The organism is Caballeronia sp. LZ003 (assembly GCF_031451465.1).
Lineage (GTDB): Bacteria > Pseudomonadota > Gammaproteobacteria > Burkholderiales > Burkholderiaceae > Caballeronia.
Genome location: NZ_JARUXJ010000003.1, coordinates 1,343,174 through 1,358,681, shown reverse-complemented (window position 1 = coordinate 1,358,681; position 15,508 = coordinate 1,343,174). Strand labels below are relative to the sequence as shown.

Sequence of the window (15,508 nt, the reverse complement as noted above, 5' to 3'; positions counted from 1 at the left end):
TGTTGTGGCGGGACAACGCAAACGCGCGGGTCTCGGGCTAACATCATTGCCACCTCATCGCCAAGAAGAGGCCAATGTGAGTATGGGCCAAGACGATCTCGAAGTATGGAAGCGCCAGCGCACCCAGCAATTGGCGTTCGAACTGGCCGATAGCGGTCAATACGAGAATTTCGCCGATATCGCTTATGCGCTGCAATTCGAGCGCGGTCTCGCGACGGCGCAAGCACTCATCGAAAATCCGGAAATGCGTCGCTTGCTCAACGTGCATTGCGCAAATGCGCGTGAAGCGCTCTTGAACGTCAAAGCGCCAGCGCCTGAAAAATTACAGGCGCAATCTCAGCCGGTTTTAGAAACGCCCGAATTACCCACCCTCGAAATCATGGCGGCGCAAGGCGCGCCATCGTTCCTGCGCCGCGCTGCATTCATGCTCGGGCGAAGCGCACGCGCGGTCGAACCCGTGAACGCCGGGGACTTCAACTCCGCTGCGCCTTGAGCAGATCGAGCCGCAAAAGCCCTGCCGCGTCGCCTTTTCTCTCCTCGATTTGAGTGTGTGGCAGGGGAAATGGCGGATATGCACAGTCAAGTCGCGCCTCAAAACCATTACACTTACCGTAGTGGAACCAGAAGCCCGGGCCGTGCTCGCGCGCGTTCCGGTGTTTGAACTTTGAGGAGGGAAATGTTCGTGGCTAACGAAAAGATGCTGTCGCAAATGGCGGAGAAGCAAGGTTTTATCGCCGCCTTGGATCAAAGCGGCGGTTCGACGCCGGGCGCGCTCAAGCAGTACGGCATTGCAGAAGACGCCTACAACGGCGACGCCGAGATGTTCAAGCTGATGCATGAAATGCGCGTGCGCATCATCACCGCGCCGTCATTCACGGGAGAAAAGGTCATTGGCGCCATTCTCTTCGAAGCCACCATGGACGGTCAGGCAAATGGCAAGTCCGTGCCTGCGTTCCTGTGGGAAGACCGTGGCGTGGTGCCGTTCCTCAAGGTCGACAAGGGCCTCGAAGCGGAAGCCGACGGCGTGCAGGTCATGAAGCCGAACCCCGGCCTCGACGCGCTGCTGGAACGCGCCGTCAAGCTCGGCATCTTCGGCACGAAGATGCGTTCGGTCATCAAGGACGCGAACGAAAAGGGCATCGCCGCAGTCGTGAAGCAGCAATTCGAAGTGGGCAATCAGATCATCGGACACGGTCTCGTGCCCATTCTCGAACCCGAAGTGTCCATCAAGAGCACGGACAAGAAGGGTGCGGAAAAAATTCTGCGCGACGAATTGCTGAAAGGTCTCGACGCGCTGCCGGAATCCAGTCAGGTGATGATCAAGCTGACCATCCCCGATGAAGTGGACTTCTACGCGCCGCTGATCGAGCATCCGCGTGTCGTGCGCGTGGTGGCGCTTTCGGGCGGCTATACGCGCACCGACGCATGCCAGCGTCTGGCGAAGAACCACGGCATGATCGCGAGCTTCTCGCGCGCGCTTATCAACGAACTGAAGAAGTCGATGAGCGACGAAGAGTTCAACGCGACGCTCGGCGAGTCCATCGACGAGATCTACGAAGCATCGGTCGACAAGGTTTGACGCTTCAGTGGCGATGAGGCGTGGTGTCTGCCCTCATCGCCACGATCATGAATCGGCGCGTGTCGTCGGTGGCGGCGTTTGCACGATAGGCGCGGCAGCCCGGAACAACTCTTCGCGGCAGCCGCTCCTCGGCGGATAGATCCGCTCCCCGTTGATCGTGCGCTTGGTCGCCTTGGCGGCCTCGCCTTCCGACACCAGCTTGCGTTCCCATCCCTCCGTATAGACCGCGCCCCACGGGCCCAGGTCGCAGACCGTCGTGTACCAGTCGATCTGCAACGGCAGCATCTCTTCTCCGTATAAATCGCAGACGGCGTTATTGCCGGCGTAGCGGCCCATCGGCCGGCCATGCTGACACGACATGACCGAAGGCCGTTTGCCGTCGATCAGCACGCGTGCGCAATCGCCCGCCGCAAATACGCCGGGAACGCCCGTGACGCGGAGATAGGCATCGACGGGCACGCGGCCCATGGAATCGAGTCCGACGGGAAGCTGGCTCGCTAATGCGTTGGCGCGCATGCCGCCGCACCAGACCACGGTGCATGCCTGGATGTAATCGGCATTGACGCCGTCCGAAAGCGAAGCGCCGTGTCCGTCGAGTTCTTCCAGCGATACGCCTGGCCTAAGCTCGACGTCGAGCGAGGTCATGGCCTGAACGACGACGCTTTGCGCGCCGCCCATCGATTGCGCGATTTTCGGCGATCGATCCGCGAGCACCACGCGCACCTTGTCGCGATCCGCTTCGCCCACGATCTCACGCAGGCGGCCGGGCAATTCCGCCGCGAGTTCGATTCCCGTGAGGCCTGCGCCGATCACGACAGCCGTATAGCGTCCGGGCGAGTCGGGCAATGCGGGCAGGGTGGACAGATGCGCCTGGAGCTTGCAGGCGCCCGCATAGGTATCGACGTCGAACGAGTGGCGATCCAGCCCGGGAATTTCCGGGCGTACCAGTTCGCTGCCTACCGCGAGGATGAGCCGGTCGTATTCCAGCGAACCTTCTCCGTCTTCCCGCGTGAACATGACGCGCCGATTCGCGCTATCGACCGTGTGCGCGGTCGCCTGGACGAAGCGCACGCCGGTCGGACCGAACACGCCGTCGAGCGGCACGAGCGTGGGATCGAGCGGTTGCTCGTAGTTGCGCACGCGCACGCTGTGATAAGGCTGCGGATTGAGGACGACCACTTCGGCCTGATCCGCTGGTTGCTGCAATTCATCGAGTTTGCGCGCGGCGGCGAGCGCGCTCCATAGTCCGGCAAAACCCGCCCCAACGACCACGATTCGCTTCAAGGCATTGCCTCCTTCGCAAACCGAACGTTCGATCCATTTGGCATGATGTGTCGTGGACAACGTCCTGCTTACTTTATAGGCGATGCGCTAAGCAATTTCCCGTCGATGCTAAAGAACTGGAGTTTTCAGGCCTGGATTAGTCGCGATTTCACCAAAACTGATTTCGTGGATTAAGTATTTACCCTTAGCGAAGCACTCACTAAACTCTCTTCAACGGTCGCACACGAGCAAATGCCAAGTGAGCGACAGCCCCAAAAACCTAAGCTGGAGGGTATCAATCATGAACAAGCTCATTGGAATCGCAGCAGTTGCCGTCGCTTTCGCCGCACCGGTTGCTTCTTTCGCACAATCGAACCAACCGCTTACGCGCGCTGAAGTTCGCGAACAGATCGTTCAGTTGGAAAAGGCCGGTTATAACCCCGGCTTCGTGAGCGACTCGCACTATCCGTCGGACATTCAAGCTGCTGAAGCGCGCGTTGCGGGTCAAGGCAACTCGTTTGGCGGTGCGACTGAAGGCTCGGTGCAAGCCGGCTCGCGTGCGGTGCAAGCCGACGTGTTCCCGACGTTTGCGCATCACTAAGCAACAGGTAGTCTCGCTATAAATAAAGCGCTCGCAATTGCGGGCGCTTTTTCTTTGGCTAAAGCAAGCGCTAAAGAAAACGCTAAAGCGGAAAGCCGCCCGCAAAGGTCTCACGCAAATAGCCGATGAAAAGCGCGACCGCACGCGGCACATGAGGCGCATAAGGACGCACGACATAAAGCTGATCGGCGAATGTGCCCACGCAGCGCCAGTCCGGCAGCAACACCACAAGCTTTCCCGCCTGCACCGCGGCTTGCGCGCTGAAGTCGGGCAACAGCGCGATACCCAGATCGTCGAGCGCGGCATCGCGCAGCACTTCGCTATTGTTCGCGGAGAATGGCCCGTTGACCGCAAGCGTATGAGGCCCGGCCGCCGTCTTGCGCGCGCCCTTACGCACGAACGACCACACGCCCGATGTCTGCGCGCGCGGATAAAACAGGCAGTCGTGCACCGCGAGATCGGCGGGCGTCGCGGGCATGCCGCGCCGTTTGAGATATGCATGTGTCGCCACGATCACCGAATGGGTATCGCACAACTTCCACGCGACATGCGTTTCCGGCGCTTGCGCGCTGTGCCGGATGGCGAGATCGAAGCCCTCCGTCGCAATGGAACTCAACCTGTCCGATGCTTCCAGTTGCACGCGCACTTCCGGATGCGCATGCAGAAAGCCCGCTAAACGCGGCACCAATTGCTGACGCGCGAACGCCATTGGCGCGGTGACGCGGATCAAGCCGCGCGCCACGCCCGCCATTTCCCTCACGCTCGAAAAGCTCGCGGCGATATGCTCGTACTGCGTGCGTGTATCGTCGACGAGGCGCCGTCCTGCCTCCGTGAAGCGCACGCTGCGCGTGGTGCGCGTGACAAGCGGCACGCCTGCCGCGCGCTCCAGTTCGGCAATACGCTGACTCATTGCGGCTTTGCTCACGTTGAGCCGCGCCGCCGCCGCCGTGTAGCTGCCCTGCTCGGCGAGCACCGTGAGCCAATGCAGATGCGTCCAGAGCCCTTCGACTTTTTGTGCGTCCATGCGCGGGGATTGTTTGCCGTTATGAACAATGAGTTCAATCATAACGCGTTCGCGGCGCACGATTCCGTCCTACACTCTTGGCATTGACACTTCTGGACAGGAGACGAAATGCAAGCGTATAACGACACCGCCGACGTGGTTCACTTCATTCATGGCGAACGCGTGAATGGCTCGGGCGCCCGCTCGCAGCCCATTTTCAATCCCGCGACGGGCGAGCGTCCGCGCAAGCTCGTGCTCGGCGAAGTCGCCGATGTCGATGCCGCCGTCGAGAGCGCGAAAGCCGCGTTCCCCGCATGGCGCGATACGCCGCCCATTCGGCGCGCGCGCGTCATGCTGAAGTTCCTCGAACTCATGAACCTGCGTCGCGATGAACTCGCGGCGATCATCACCGCCGAGCACGGCAAGGTCTTTACCGACGCGCAGGGCGAAGTGTCACGCGGTATCGACGTAATCGAATTCGCTTGCGGCATTCCGCAATTGCTGAAGGGCGATTACACGGAACAAGTTTCCACCGGCATGGATAACTGGACGACGCGTCAGCCGCTCGGCGTCGTCGCGGGCATCACGCCGTTTAACTTCCCTTGCATGGTGCCGTGCTGGATGTTCCCCGTGGCCATTGCAAGCGGCAACGCGTTCATCCTGAAGCCGAGCGAGCGCGATCCGTCCGCGTCGCTTTTCATGGCTAATCTGCTGAAGGAAGCGGCTCTGCCGGATGGCATTTTCAATGTGGTGCAAGGCGACAAGGTCGTGGTCGATGCATTGCTCGAACATCCCGATGTGCGCGCGATCAGCTTCGTCGGTTCGACGCCCATCGCCAACTATATCTACGAGACCGGCGCGAAGCACGGCAAGCGTGTGCAGGCGCTCGGCGGCGCAAAAAATCACATGGTCGTGATGCCGGATGCCGATCTCGATCAGGCTATCGATGCGCTCATCGGCGCGGGCTATGGCTCGGCGGGCGAGCGCTGCATGGCGGTATCGGTCGCGGTGCTGGTGGGCGACGTGGCGGACAAGATCGTGCCGCGCCTCGCCGAACGTGCGCAGCAGCTCGTCATCAAGAACGGCATGGAGCTGGATGCCGAAATGGGGCCGATCGTCACGCGCGCCGCGCTGGAACGTATCGAAGGTTATATCTCGCTGGGCGTGGATGAAGGCGCGAAACTCGTCGTCGATGGACGCGGCCACAAGGTTCCCGGTCACGAAGACGGCTTCTTCACGGGCGGCACGCTGTTCGACCATGTAACGCCGAACATGCGCATCTACAAGGAAGAAATCTTCGGGCCGGTGCTTTCATGCGTGCGCGTGAAGGACTTCGGCGAAGCCGTGGAACTCGTCAATGCGCACGAGTTCGGCAACGGCGTCGCCTGCTACACGCGCGATGGTCACGTTGCGCGCGAGTTCGGCCGACGCATCGAAGTGGGCATGGTCGGCATCAACGTACCCATTCCCGTTCCGATGGCATGGCATGGCTTCGGCGGCTGGAAGCGCAGTCTCTTCGGCGACATGCACGCTTATGGCGAAGAAGGCGTGCGCTTCTATACGAAACAAAAGTCCATCATGCAACGCTGGCCGGAAAGCACGGAAAAGGGCGCGGAATTCGTGATGCCGACCGCGAAGTAAGGCATACGCAGCACAGGTAGTCGTCGCCCGCTTGGCTTCCGTGCAGGAAGGAGCGGGCGATTTGTTATCTGGCCTCGCAGCCTTGCGTGCGGTTTCATCGTCGAGAAGCTCGAGGCCACTATCGAGAGGACATGGTCATGAGCAGGAGCAACGCTTTATTGCCGTTACTCGGCATCAACAAGCCCATCATTCAAGCGCCGATGGCCGGTGTCACGACGCCTGCTCTCGCGGCGGCGGTATCGAATGCGGGCGGACTGGGGTCGCTCGGCGTGGGCGCGATGAACGCCGAAGCGGCGCGCAAGGTCATTCGCGAGACGCGCGCGCTGACCGACAAGCCGTTCAACGTCAACGTGTTCTGTCATAGCCCGGCTAAAGCCGACGCCGCTCTGGAAAGCACGTGGATCGAATGGCTCGCGCCCGTCTTCGCGCGATACGGCGCCACGCCGCCCGCGCGGCTCAGCGAAATCTACACGAGCTTTGTCGTCGATGAAGCCATGCTCAAGGTCTTCGTCGAAGAAAAGCCGGCTATCGTGAGCTTTCACTTCGGCCTGCCTTCGAAGGACTATATCGATGCCCTCCGTAACGCGGGCATCAAACTGATTGCATCTGCAACTAATGTGAGTGAAGCGGAGCAAATCGCAAAAGCGGGTATCGATGCGATCGTCGCGCAAGGCATCGAAGCAGGCGGGCATCGCGGTATCTTCGACGGCGAAGCCGACGACGATTATCTTGGCACCTTCGCGCTCACGCGTTTGCTCGTGCGCAAGTTCGACGTACCGGTGATCGCGGCGGGCGGCATCATGGATGGCGCGGGAGTCGCCGCCGCGCTCGCGCTCGGCGCGCAGGCGGCGCAGCTTGGCACGGCTTTCGTTCCGACCACCGAGTCCGCAATCGATGCTGGATATCGTCGCGCGCTTCTGAGCGATGCCGCGAATCGCACCACGCTTACCGCCGCGATATCGGGCCGCCCGGCGCGCAGTCTCGTCAACAAGTTCACGGAACTCGGGCGTGAGGCAAACGCACCGAACAACCCCGCGTATCCCGTGACTTACGACGCGGGCAAGGCGCTGCATGCGGCGGCCAAGGCACGAGGCGAGTTCGGCTATGGCGCGCAATGGGGCGGGCAGGCGGCCGCACTAGCGCGCGAAATGTCCGCCGCGGAATTGATGGCGCGGCTCGAAGCGGAACTCGATGAAACGATCGAATCCTTACAGCGTTATTCGCGTTGAATAGCGGATTCGAGCAAAGCGTCATCACCTCGGCGCTGTAAAGCTTAGTCGAAACGCTTCGTTGGTCTGATGGGCAGTCGATGCTTCAATGTTTCGGTCGCGTTCTTTCGCGGCTTGCCCACGATATCCGAAACCAACGGAGCAACCGATGTCCGATTCCGCTACGCTCGACCACGATTCCGTCCGTCAGCCCGCCGCCACGCAGGAGCCTTTGCAGGTCCGTCCCATAGGCGGCCGCATTGGCGCCGAAGTGCGCGGCGTGACGCTCTCAGGCGATCTCGACAATACCGCCATCACTCGCATCAACGACGCGCTGCTCAAGCACAAGGTGCTGTTCTTTCGCGGCCAGTCGCATCTGGACGACGCTTCGCAGGAAGCGTTCGCCGCGCGTTTTGGCGACACCGTGGCGCATCCCACGGTGCCTTCGAAGGAAGGCACGAGCCGTCTGCTCGAACTCGATTCGAAGCACGGCACGCGCGCGAATTCATGGCATACGGATGTCACTTTCGTCGATGCTTATCCGAAGATTTCCATCCTGCGCGGCGTGGTGATCCCGCCCGCCGGCGGCGATACCGTGTGGGGCAACACCGCCACCGCCTACAGCAACCTGCCGCAGCCCTTGCGCGATCTCGCCGACAACCTCTGGGCGTTGCATTCGAACGCCTACGACTACGCAGCCACGCGCAACGCGCCCGACACCGAGACGGAGCGCGAGTACCGCAAGCAGTTCACCTCCACGCTCTACGAGACGGAACATCCCGTGGTGCGCGTGCATCCGGAAACGGGTGAACGCACGCTCGTGCTGGGTCACTTCGTGCAGCGCTTCGTCGGGCTGTCGCAGCGCGATTCGGACCGACTGCTCGAAATCTTCCACGATCACATTCAGCGCCTCGAGAACACGGTGCGCTGGCGCTGGACCCAAGGCGATGTCGCGATCTGGGACAACCGCGCGACGCAGCACTACGCGGTGGCGGATTACGGCGATGACCACCGCGTCGTGCGTCGCGCGACCGTTCACGGCGACGTGCCCGTTTCCATCGACGGCAAAAAGAGCCGCACCGTCAAGCGCGAAGCACGCGCCTGAATGCCCTCACTGGCGATGACGAGGGTCATCGCCAGTCGATCATCGAATAACGCCGAAGGACAAAATGACAACGAGATTCGCGCGCTTCGCGGGCGCTCTTTTGTGCGCCGCATTCGCTTCCATCTCGCACGCCGCGGCGCCGGAAACGGTGCGCATCGGCGTCGCGCAGCAGGGCGCGGGCGACCCGCCCACGTTCGGCGGCTCGCCTGCCGCCACCGCGCAATTGCAGCATCGTGTCGAGGATGCATTGCAGGGCGATCACATCAAGGTCGAGTGGATCTTCTTCAAGGGCGCGGGTCCGGCCGTGAACGAGGCGCTCGCCAACAAGCAGATCGACTTCGCGTATCAGGGTGACTTGCCCGCCGTGCTCGGACGCGCGAACGGCCTGAAGACGCACTTGCTGCTCGAATCGAATGTGCGCGCGGGCGTGTACGTCGCGGTGCCGCCGGACTCCGACATCAAGTCGGTGAAAGACCTCAAGGGCAAGCGCGTGGCGATTTTTCGGGGCACGAATCTGCAGCTCGTGGCGGATAACGTGCTCAAGGAAAACGGCCTGACCGAACGCGATCTGCGCGTCATCAATCTCGATACGGCCGCGGCGCAGGCAGCGCTTGCGTCGAAGGGCGTCGATGCCGTGTTTCTCGACTACTCGCTCTTCAAGTTGCAGCGCCAGGGTCTCGCGAAGATCGTTTATGCGTCGCGCGATGGCGGCATGCAACTGACGCGGCAAGCGCATCTGCTCGTACTCGACGACTTCGAAAGCGCGCATCCCGACGTGGTGCAAAAGGTCGTGACTTCGGTGGTGCAGGCCGCGCAATGGTCGTCCGACGAAGGCAATCGCAATGCGCTCTTCACGTTGTGGTCGAAGAGCGGCGTGCCGTCGGAGTCGTGGGCATCGGAGTATGCGAATCAGCCTTTGAAGGACCGCAATTCGCCGCTCATCGATTCATTCGTGCAGGCACGCTATCAGTCCGTCGCCGATGATGCCTTGCGGCTGAACCTCATTCGCCAACCTGTCAGTGTGAACGGCTGGTTCGAGCCGAAGTATCTCGATCAGGCGCTCAAGTCGCTCAAGCTCGAAAGCTACTGGCCGCGCTTTGATGCGTCGGGCAAGCCGGTCGCCTGACCCGCTTCTTTCTTAACGGAGAACTTCCGATGGCGAATGCTCTCTCGCGTGTGCTGGTGCCGGCGGCACGCCGCAACGCTTCGGTCGCGCGCGCATCCGGCGGCACGGCGCGTTCGCTTGGCTGGGCCGTATTGCCGTGGCTTCTGCCGCTCGCCTGCGCGTTGCTATGGGTGCTGGGCTCGCGTCTTGGATGGATCTCCGCGCAGGTTCTGCCGCCGCCCTCGCTGGTCTTCGATACCCTTACCGCGCTCATCAAGAGCGGCGAACTATGGATGCACTTGGGCGCGAGCATGTCGCGCGCGGCTGTCGGCTTTGGCGGCGGCGTGGTGCTCGGCATTCTGCTAGGCGGCGTGCTCGGCCTGTCGCGCACGGTCGAGGCGTATGTGCTGCCGAGCTTCAACGCGATCGTGCAGGTGCCCGTGCTCGGCTGGCTGCCGTTTCTGATGATCGTGGTGGGCATCGGTGAGCCGTTGAAGTATCTGCTCATCGGTCATGCCGCGCTCGTGCCGGTGACCCTGAGCACCTTGCAGGGCTTTCGCAGCACGCCGCCCGAGTTGCGTGAGGTCGCGGCGGTGTATCGCTATACGCGCTGGCAAACCATTTTGCGTCTGGTCTTGCCCTCGTCGGTGCCGATGATCGGCACGGGCATTCGCCTCGCCTTCACCAAAGCATGGCTGACGCTCGTGGTCGTGGAACTCGTGGCATCGTCGGAAGGGCTCGGCTATCTGATCGTGTACGGACGCCAGCTCTTTCAGCTCGATCTGGTGCTGGCTTCGGTCTTGATCGTGGGCGCGGTCGGCTATGTCGCCGATCGCTTGTTGACCGCGCTCGAGCGCAAGTTGCAGCGCGGCGCGGTCTAGGAGCGGACGATGTCATCGATAGAACTCGAAGCAGTCCCGCGTGTCGCCGTGCCGAAGCGCTGGCGCGGCTTCGTGCTGCCGCTCGCGGCTCTGGCGATATGGTGGCTCGTTTCGCGCGATGCCAAGCCCGCCCACGGCATGATGGTGTCGCCCGCGCAAGTGCTGCATGTCGCGTGGGAACAGTTGCGCAGCGGCGCGCTGGCGCGTGCGTTGTCGGCGTCGCTTGCCCGGGAGTTGACGGGCTTTGTGATCGGCACTTCGCTCGGGCTCGCACTCGGCGCGTTGCTGGGTGTGTCGAAGCTCGCGAATCGCGCCATTGCGCCGAGCTTCAACACCTTCAAGCAAGTGTCGCTGTTCGCGTGGATTCCGCTCATCTCCGTGTGGTTCGGTCTCGGCGATGTCGCGAAGGTCGTGTTCCTGTCGCTCGCCGCGCTGGTTCCGGTCGTGATGCATACGAGCGACGGCATCCGCGCCGTGCCGCCGCGTTTTCTCGAAGTGGCGCGCGCGTATCGCTATGGCAAGTTGCAGACGCTCGCGTTCGTGGTGCTGCCGGCCGCGCTGCCTTCGATCTTCACGGGCATCTATCTCGCGCTCATCTATTCGTGGCTCGCGACGCTCGGTGCGGAGTATCTGCTCGTCGCGGGAAGCGGGATCGGCAATACGCTCGTGGATGGCAGCGAACAGTTTCGGATGGATCTCGTCGTATTCGGCGTGATCGTCGTGGGAATAACGGGGTGGGCGCTCAACGCGCTCGCGCGTGCGGTGCAGCGGCGCTGGTTCAGCGAAGCGCGCGCGGCTTGAGGAGAATGACGATGGCAGCGATACCAACGATGGCAACGGACACGAGCGGCCTCGCGCTGCGGCGGGTGAGCAAGCGTTATGAAGGCGATGCAGGTGCGCCCGTGCTGGATCGTATCGACCTCTCGATCCGAAGCGGCGAGTTCGTGAGTATCGTCGGGGCGAGCGGTTGCGGGAAGTCGACGCTCTTGCGGTTGATCGCAGGCCTCGATGCGTCGTACGAAGGCGAAATCGAATTCGGCGGCGAGCGCGTGGTCTCGACGGATCTTTCGCGCGGCATCGTGTTTCAGGATCATCGTCTGTTTCCATGGCTGAACGTCGAACAGAACGTCGCGGTGGCCTTGCGCAACGCGCCTTTGAGCAAGCACGAGAAAGCGCGTGCGGTAGCCGAGCATGTGGCGCTCGTCGGCCTCGAGGGGTGCGAGGGACATTATCCGCATCAGCTCTCGGGCGGCATGGCGCAGCGTGTCGCCATTGCGCGAGGGCTCGTCAACCGGCCGCGTTTGCTCTTGCTCGATGAACCGTTCGGCGCACTCGATGCGCTCACGCGCGCACGGCTCCAGGACGAACTGCAACGCATCTGGGCGCAGGAGCGCATCACGATGGTCCTCGTCACGCATGACGTCGAGGAGGCGGTGCTGCTCTCGGATCGCATCGTGGTGATGGAAGCGCGTCCGGGACGTATCGGCGAAATCGTCGATGTCGACCTGCCGCGTCCGCGCAAGCGCGGCAGTCTCGATGTCGTCGCGCTCAGGGACGGTATTCTCGAAGGGTTCTTTCACGAAGCGTAGAAGCGCTGCCAGACAGCGCTCGTCGCCGTCGCCATCGCCATCGCCGTGAAATAAAAATCGAACGGATTCGACGGCCAGTCAAGGCTTATATTCGTGAAGCGGCCCGCGCGGGCCGTTTATGTTCAACACTCTGGCTGACCGCTCGCGTCACGCCATACATGTCTGCCCGCCTTGCATGCACGCTTCGACGCCCGTTGCGCGCGCGGTAATATAGACTGATACCTTTGTTCTTCGAGGCGGTCCATGACCAGCAAGCACGCAATCGACGTCCGTCTTACGGAACATCTCGCGGTTTTCGTCAGGGCGCGCTCAGGCCTTGCTCGCGAAGCCGGACTTCTCCCGGAGGCAAGGCGCCTGGACCGCAGCGACAATGCGCCGATGCGGGAGAAGTCATGACACCGGCAACCGACTTCCCCATTGTCGGCGTCGGCGCGTCCGCTGGCGGCGTCGAGGCGCTGGAAGGCTTCTTTCGCGGCATGCCGGAAAAGCCAGGCCTCGCTTGCGTGATCATCACGCACCTGAGCCCGGACCGTATCAGCTTGTTGCCGGAGATTGTTTCGCGTTTTACGCCAATGCAGGTACACGCGATTGCCGAAGGCGAGCCGATCGAGATCGATAGCGTCTATCTCTTGCCGCGCGATGCCATCGTCAGCGTCTCGAACCGAACCTTGCACGTGCAGTCACTGGACAAGCCGCGTCGCGAGCGCAAGCCGATCGACCATTTCCTAAGCACGCTCGCGCTCGATATCGGCGAACTCTCGGCAGGCGTCATTCTCTCGGGCGGCGATTCGGACGGCACGCTCGGCATCAAGGCCATAAAGGAGCGGGGCGGACTGACGCTCGCACAGGTTGCGGACGGCTTCGGACCGCATCACCCGGACATGCCCAATAGCGCCATTGCCACTGGCCTGGTCGATTTCGCCGTGCCGGTCGACCAAATGGGCGCGAAGCTCGCGAGCTTTGCCGCCGGCGCCTTCAGGCTCGATTCCGTCGTGGAAGAGCCCGAAGTCGAAGCCGCCGCGAAAGCATTCGACGAGGCGCGAGAAGCCATTTACGGCATCTTGCGCGATAACGTCGGACACGACTTCAGCGGCTACAAGGTCAAGACTTTTTCGCGGCGGGTGCAGCGGCGCATGCAGGTCCGGGCGATGGCAACTCCGGAGAGTTATGTAGCGCGGCTCGCGGCCGATCCGCAGGAAGTGACGGCACTGTTTCGCGATCTCTTGATCAACGTCACGAGCTTTTTCCGCGATGAGCACGCGTTCGAGAGTCTCGCCACACTCGTCCTGCCGAAGCTTTTCGAAGGCCGCACCGCCGAGGATGTCGTGCGTGTCTGGGTGCCGGGCTGCGCCACGGGCGAGGAAGTGTATTCCATCGCCATGCTGATGTCCGAACAGATCGCAGGTGTCGAGAAGGCGCCGCGCATCCAGATCTTCGCCACCGATATCGACGACGGAGCGCTCACGGTGGCGCGTGCGGCGCGCTATCCGCTGGCGTTGCTCGACAATGTATCGCAAGAGCGGCGCGACCGTTTCTTCGTGCCGGACGGCAGCAGCTTCGTGGTGGCCAAGGAAGTGCGCGAACTGTGCATCTTTTCACCGCACAGCGTCATTCGCGATCCGCCTTTCTCACGCATCGATCTCGTGTCGTGCCGCAATCTCCTCATCTACTTCGGGATCGAGGTCCAGAATCAGGTCATTCCGACCTTCCACTATGCGCTGCGCCCGGACGGTTTTCTGTTCCTCGGCCCGTCGGAAAACGTGAGCCAGTTCGACGAGTTGTTCGTTCCGCTCGACAAGAAGCATAGGCTTTTCAAGCGCCGCGCCGATGTCGTGTCGCAAGTGCGCCTGCCGCTCGCGGTATCCGCGCTGACTATCGGCCATCTGTCCGCGTTGACGCCAAGCCGTCCGCCCCTGGGCGGCGCCGCGCTGCGCCTGGCTGTCGACGGTCATATGATCGACCGCTTCACGCCGCCGCACGTGCTCGTGACGCGCGATGGCGATGTCGTCTACTACTCGGGCCGCACCGGCAAATATCTCGAGGCAGCGCCCGGCATGCCGACGCGCCAGCTATTCGCAATGGCGCGCAAGGGGCTGGGCCTCGACTTGCGCTCGGTGTTTCGCGAAGCGGTCGACTCGGGCCGCACGATCGCGCGAGAGGGGGTGGTGGTCGAAGGCGAGGACGGCCGTGTACAGGTGATCAATCTGACCATCGAGCCGCTCGTCCAGCAAGCGCCGGGTGAGCGCATGTATCTCGTCGTGTTCCAGGACCAAGGGCCCGTGCTCACGCGCGAAGAGGCGCTTGCGCGCGCCGAGGCCATGCACGACGGCACCGCGGAGCAAATCGAAAAGGAACTACGGGATACCCGTGAACGCCTGCAATCGATGATAGAGGAATACGAGACCGCGCTCGAAGAACTCAAGTCGTCGAACGAAGAGTTGGTTTCGGTCAACGAGGAACTGCAATCGTCGAACGAAGAGCTGGAGGCGTCCAAGGAAGAGCTCGTCTCGCTCAACGAGGAGTTGCACACCGTCAATCTGGAACTGAATGGCAAGATCGACGCGCTCGACCGCTCGAACAGCGATCTTCACAACCTGTTCGAAAGCACGTCGGTCGCCACCGTGTTTCTCGACCGGCAATTTTCCATTCGCTCGTTTACCCCGGCAATGGCCGATATCTTCCATATCCGTCCGGTCGATCGCGGGCGTCCCATTTCGGAGCTCGTCAGCCGTCTCGACCTTCCGGGGCTGGAAGAAGGCATCCGTGAGGTATTCAGGAGTCAGGAAACACGCGAACAGCAGGTCAGCAGCAAGGATGGGCTGAATCATTTCCTCGTGCGTCTCGCACCTTATCTCAACGGCGATCGCAAGATCGACGGTGTGGTCATTGCTTTCGTCGATATCACGGGAATGGTTCATGCTGAAGGTAGACAGGACGTTTTGATTGCGGAACTGCAACACAGGACGCGAAATCTGTTGTCGGTGATTCAGTCGATCGCGCAACAGACGCTCTCGGGCGACGAAGCGCTCGACACGTTCACGAGTCGCCTCGCCGCGCTTGGCAGGCTGCAGGGCTTGATCGGCGAAGCGAACGGGCATCTGATCAATTTGGGTGACATCGTTCGCCTTGAATTCGAGGCGCTCGGTGTCGGCAGCAGCGACAGGGTCTCGGTGAGTGGACCGGTCGTGCCGCTCGGCTTTCGCAACGTTCAGACGATCGCGCTCGTGCTTCACGAACTCGCGACCAACGCGCTCAAGTACGGCGCGTTGAAGCATAAAGGCGCACGGCTCGTCGTCAGCTGGATTGTCGAGAAAAGAGAGTCCGGGCCGGAATGGCTCGTTCTGGACTGGATCGAAAGCGGTGTGCGCATCACGCCCGAGGACAAGAAAATCGGCTTCGGCCGGCAACTCATCGAGAAAGCGCTTCGTTTCACGCTACACGCTCGCACCGAGCTCGACTTCAACTGGGATGGGGTTTCGTGTCATATCGAGATCCCGCTGCGACCAGCGCATATGCACGGCAGCAGTCCCTAG

General features: G+C 61.9%; 13 protein-coding genes. 11 read left to right on the top strand and 2 right to left on the bottom strand.

Features of this window, described 5'->3' with window-relative positions; translation table 11 throughout:
• Positions 1 to 82 precede the first annotated feature (82 nt).
• Positions 83 to 493, top strand: a complete 411-nt coding sequence (locus QCE79_RS23380; protein WP_309848267.1) for a hypothetical protein — start codon at positions 83 to 85, stop codon at positions 491 to 493.
• A gap of 189 nt (positions 494 to 682) precedes the next feature.
• Complete coding sequence (locus tag QCE79_RS23375) at positions 683 to 1,579, top strand: fructose bisphosphate aldolase (protein ID WP_244829993.1); 897 nt, start codon at positions 683 to 685, stop codon at positions 1,577 to 1,579.
• A 45-nt stretch (positions 1,580 to 1,624) separates the two neighbouring features.
• Here the strand turns inward: QCE79_RS23375 and QCE79_RS23370 are convergent, their stop codons facing one another.
• Positions 1,625 to 2,863, bottom strand: a complete 1,239-nt coding sequence (locus QCE79_RS23370) for an FAD-dependent oxidoreductase (protein WP_309848182.1) — start codon at positions 2,861 to 2,863, stop codon at positions 1,625 to 1,627.
• A gap of 280 nt (positions 2,864 to 3,143) precedes the next feature.
• Here QCE79_RS23370 and QCE79_RS23365 point away from each other — a divergent pair, with 280 nt between their 5' ends.
• Positions 3,144 to 3,443 carry a DUF4148 domain-containing protein gene (locus QCE79_RS23365; protein WP_309848181.1) on the top strand — a complete coding sequence of 100 codons (300 nt, stop codon included), beginning with the start codon at positions 3,144 to 3,146 and terminating at the stop codon, positions 3,441 to 3,443.
• 82 nt (positions 3,444 to 3,525) lie between these two features.
• Here the strand turns inward: QCE79_RS23365 and QCE79_RS23360 are convergent, their stop codons facing one another.
• Positions 3,526 to 4,467 (bottom strand): LysR family transcriptional regulator, encoded by a 942-nt coding sequence (locus tag QCE79_RS23360; protein ID WP_244829996.1) that lies wholly within the window; start codon positions 4,465 to 4,467, stop codon positions 3,526 to 3,528.
• Between the two features lie 108 nt (positions 4,468 to 4,575).
• On the opposite strand from QCE79_RS23360, the gene QCE79_RS23355 reads away from it, so the two are divergent.
• The 8 genes from QCE79_RS23355 to QCE79_RS23320 all read left to right on the top strand — a co-directional run bounded on the left by QCE79_RS23355 (position 4,576) and on the right by QCE79_RS23320 (position 15,508).
• The gene (locus QCE79_RS23355; RefSeq protein ID WP_309848180.1) at positions 4,576 to 6,087 is read left to right on the top strand and encodes a CoA-acylating methylmalonate-semialdehyde dehydrogenase; all 1,512 of its coding nucleotides are present in this window, start codon (positions 4,576 to 4,578) and stop codon (positions 6,085 to 6,087) included.
• A gap of 137 nt (positions 6,088 to 6,224) precedes the next feature.
• Positions 6,225 to 7,316: a nitronate monooxygenase gene (locus QCE79_RS23350; RefSeq protein WP_309848179.1), complete on the top strand. Its 1,092-nt coding sequence runs from the start codon at positions 6,225 to 6,227 to the stop codon at positions 7,314 to 7,316.
• 148 nt (positions 7,317 to 7,464) lie between these two features.
• Positions 7,465 to 8,400, top strand: coding sequence for a TauD/TfdA family dioxygenase (locus QCE79_RS23345; RefSeq protein WP_309848178.1), 936 nt, complete (start codon positions 7,465 to 7,467; stop codon positions 8,398 to 8,400).
• Between the two features lie 64 nt (positions 8,401 to 8,464).
• Positions 8,465 to 9,526 (top strand): ABC transporter substrate-binding protein, encoded by a 1,062-nt coding sequence (locus tag QCE79_RS23340; RefSeq protein WP_309848177.1) that lies wholly within the window; start codon positions 8,465 to 8,467, stop codon positions 9,524 to 9,526.
• A 29-nt stretch (positions 9,527 to 9,555) separates the two neighbouring features.
• Positions 9,556 to 10,386, top strand: a complete 831-nt coding sequence (locus QCE79_RS23335; RefSeq protein ID WP_309848176.1) for an ABC transporter permease — start codon at positions 9,556 to 9,558, stop codon at positions 10,384 to 10,386.
• Positions 10,387 to 10,395: 9 nt separating this feature from the next.
• Positions 10,396 to 11,187, top strand: coding sequence for an ABC transporter permease subunit (locus QCE79_RS23330; RefSeq protein ID WP_309848175.1), 792 nt, complete (start codon positions 10,396 to 10,398; stop codon positions 11,185 to 11,187).
• 20 nt (positions 11,188 to 11,207) lie between these two features.
• Positions 11,208 to 11,975 carry an ABC transporter ATP-binding protein gene (locus QCE79_RS23325; protein ID WP_309848266.1) on the top strand — a complete coding sequence of 256 codons (768 nt, stop codon included), beginning with the start codon at positions 11,208 to 11,210 and terminating at the stop codon, positions 11,973 to 11,975.
• 392 nt (positions 11,976 to 12,367) lie between these two features.
• Positions 12,368 to 15,508: a CheR family methyltransferase gene (locus QCE79_RS23320; protein WP_250468603.1), complete on the top strand. Its 3,141-nt coding sequence runs from the start codon at positions 12,368 to 12,370 to the stop codon at positions 15,506 to 15,508.

Excerpts from the sequence above, each read along its gene's own strand:
- QCE79_RS23330 (WP_309848175.1), top strand. The coding sequence starts at position 10,396 with ATGTCATCGATAGAACTCGAAGCAGTCCCGCGTGTCGCCGTGCCGAAG.
- QCE79_RS23350 (WP_309848179.1), top strand. The coding sequence starts at position 6,225 with ATGAGCAGGAGCAACGCTTTATTGCCGTTACTCGGCATCAACAAGCCC.
- QCE79_RS23345 (WP_309848178.1), top strand. The coding sequence starts at position 7,465 with ATGTCCGATTCCGCTACGCTCGACCACGATTCCGTCCGTCAGCCCGCC.
- QCE79_RS23340 (WP_309848177.1), top strand. The coding sequence starts at position 8,465 with ATGACAACGAGATTCGCGCGCTTCGCGGGCGCTCTTTTGTGCGCCGCA.
- QCE79_RS23335 (WP_309848176.1), top strand. The coding sequence starts at position 9,556 with ATGGCGAATGCTCTCTCGCGTGTGCTGGTGCCGGCGGCACGCCGCAAC.
- QCE79_RS23380 (WP_309848267.1), top strand. The coding sequence starts at position 83 with ATGGGCCAAGACGATCTCGAAGTATGGAAGCGCCAGCGCACCCAGCAA.
- QCE79_RS23320 (WP_250468603.1), top strand. The coding sequence starts at position 12,368 with ATGACACCGGCAACCGACTTCCCCATTGTCGGCGTCGGCGCGTCCGCT.
- QCE79_RS23365 (WP_309848181.1), top strand. The coding sequence starts at position 3,144 with ATGAACAAGCTCATTGGAATCGCAGCAGTTGCCGTCGCTTTCGCCGCA.
- QCE79_RS23360 (WP_244829996.1), bottom strand. The coding sequence starts at position 4,467 with ATGGACGCACAAAAAGTCGAAGGGCTCTGGACGCATCTGCATTGGCTC.
- QCE79_RS23355 (WP_309848180.1), top strand. The coding sequence starts at position 4,576 with ATGCAAGCGTATAACGACACCGCCGACGTGGTTCACTTCATTCATGGC.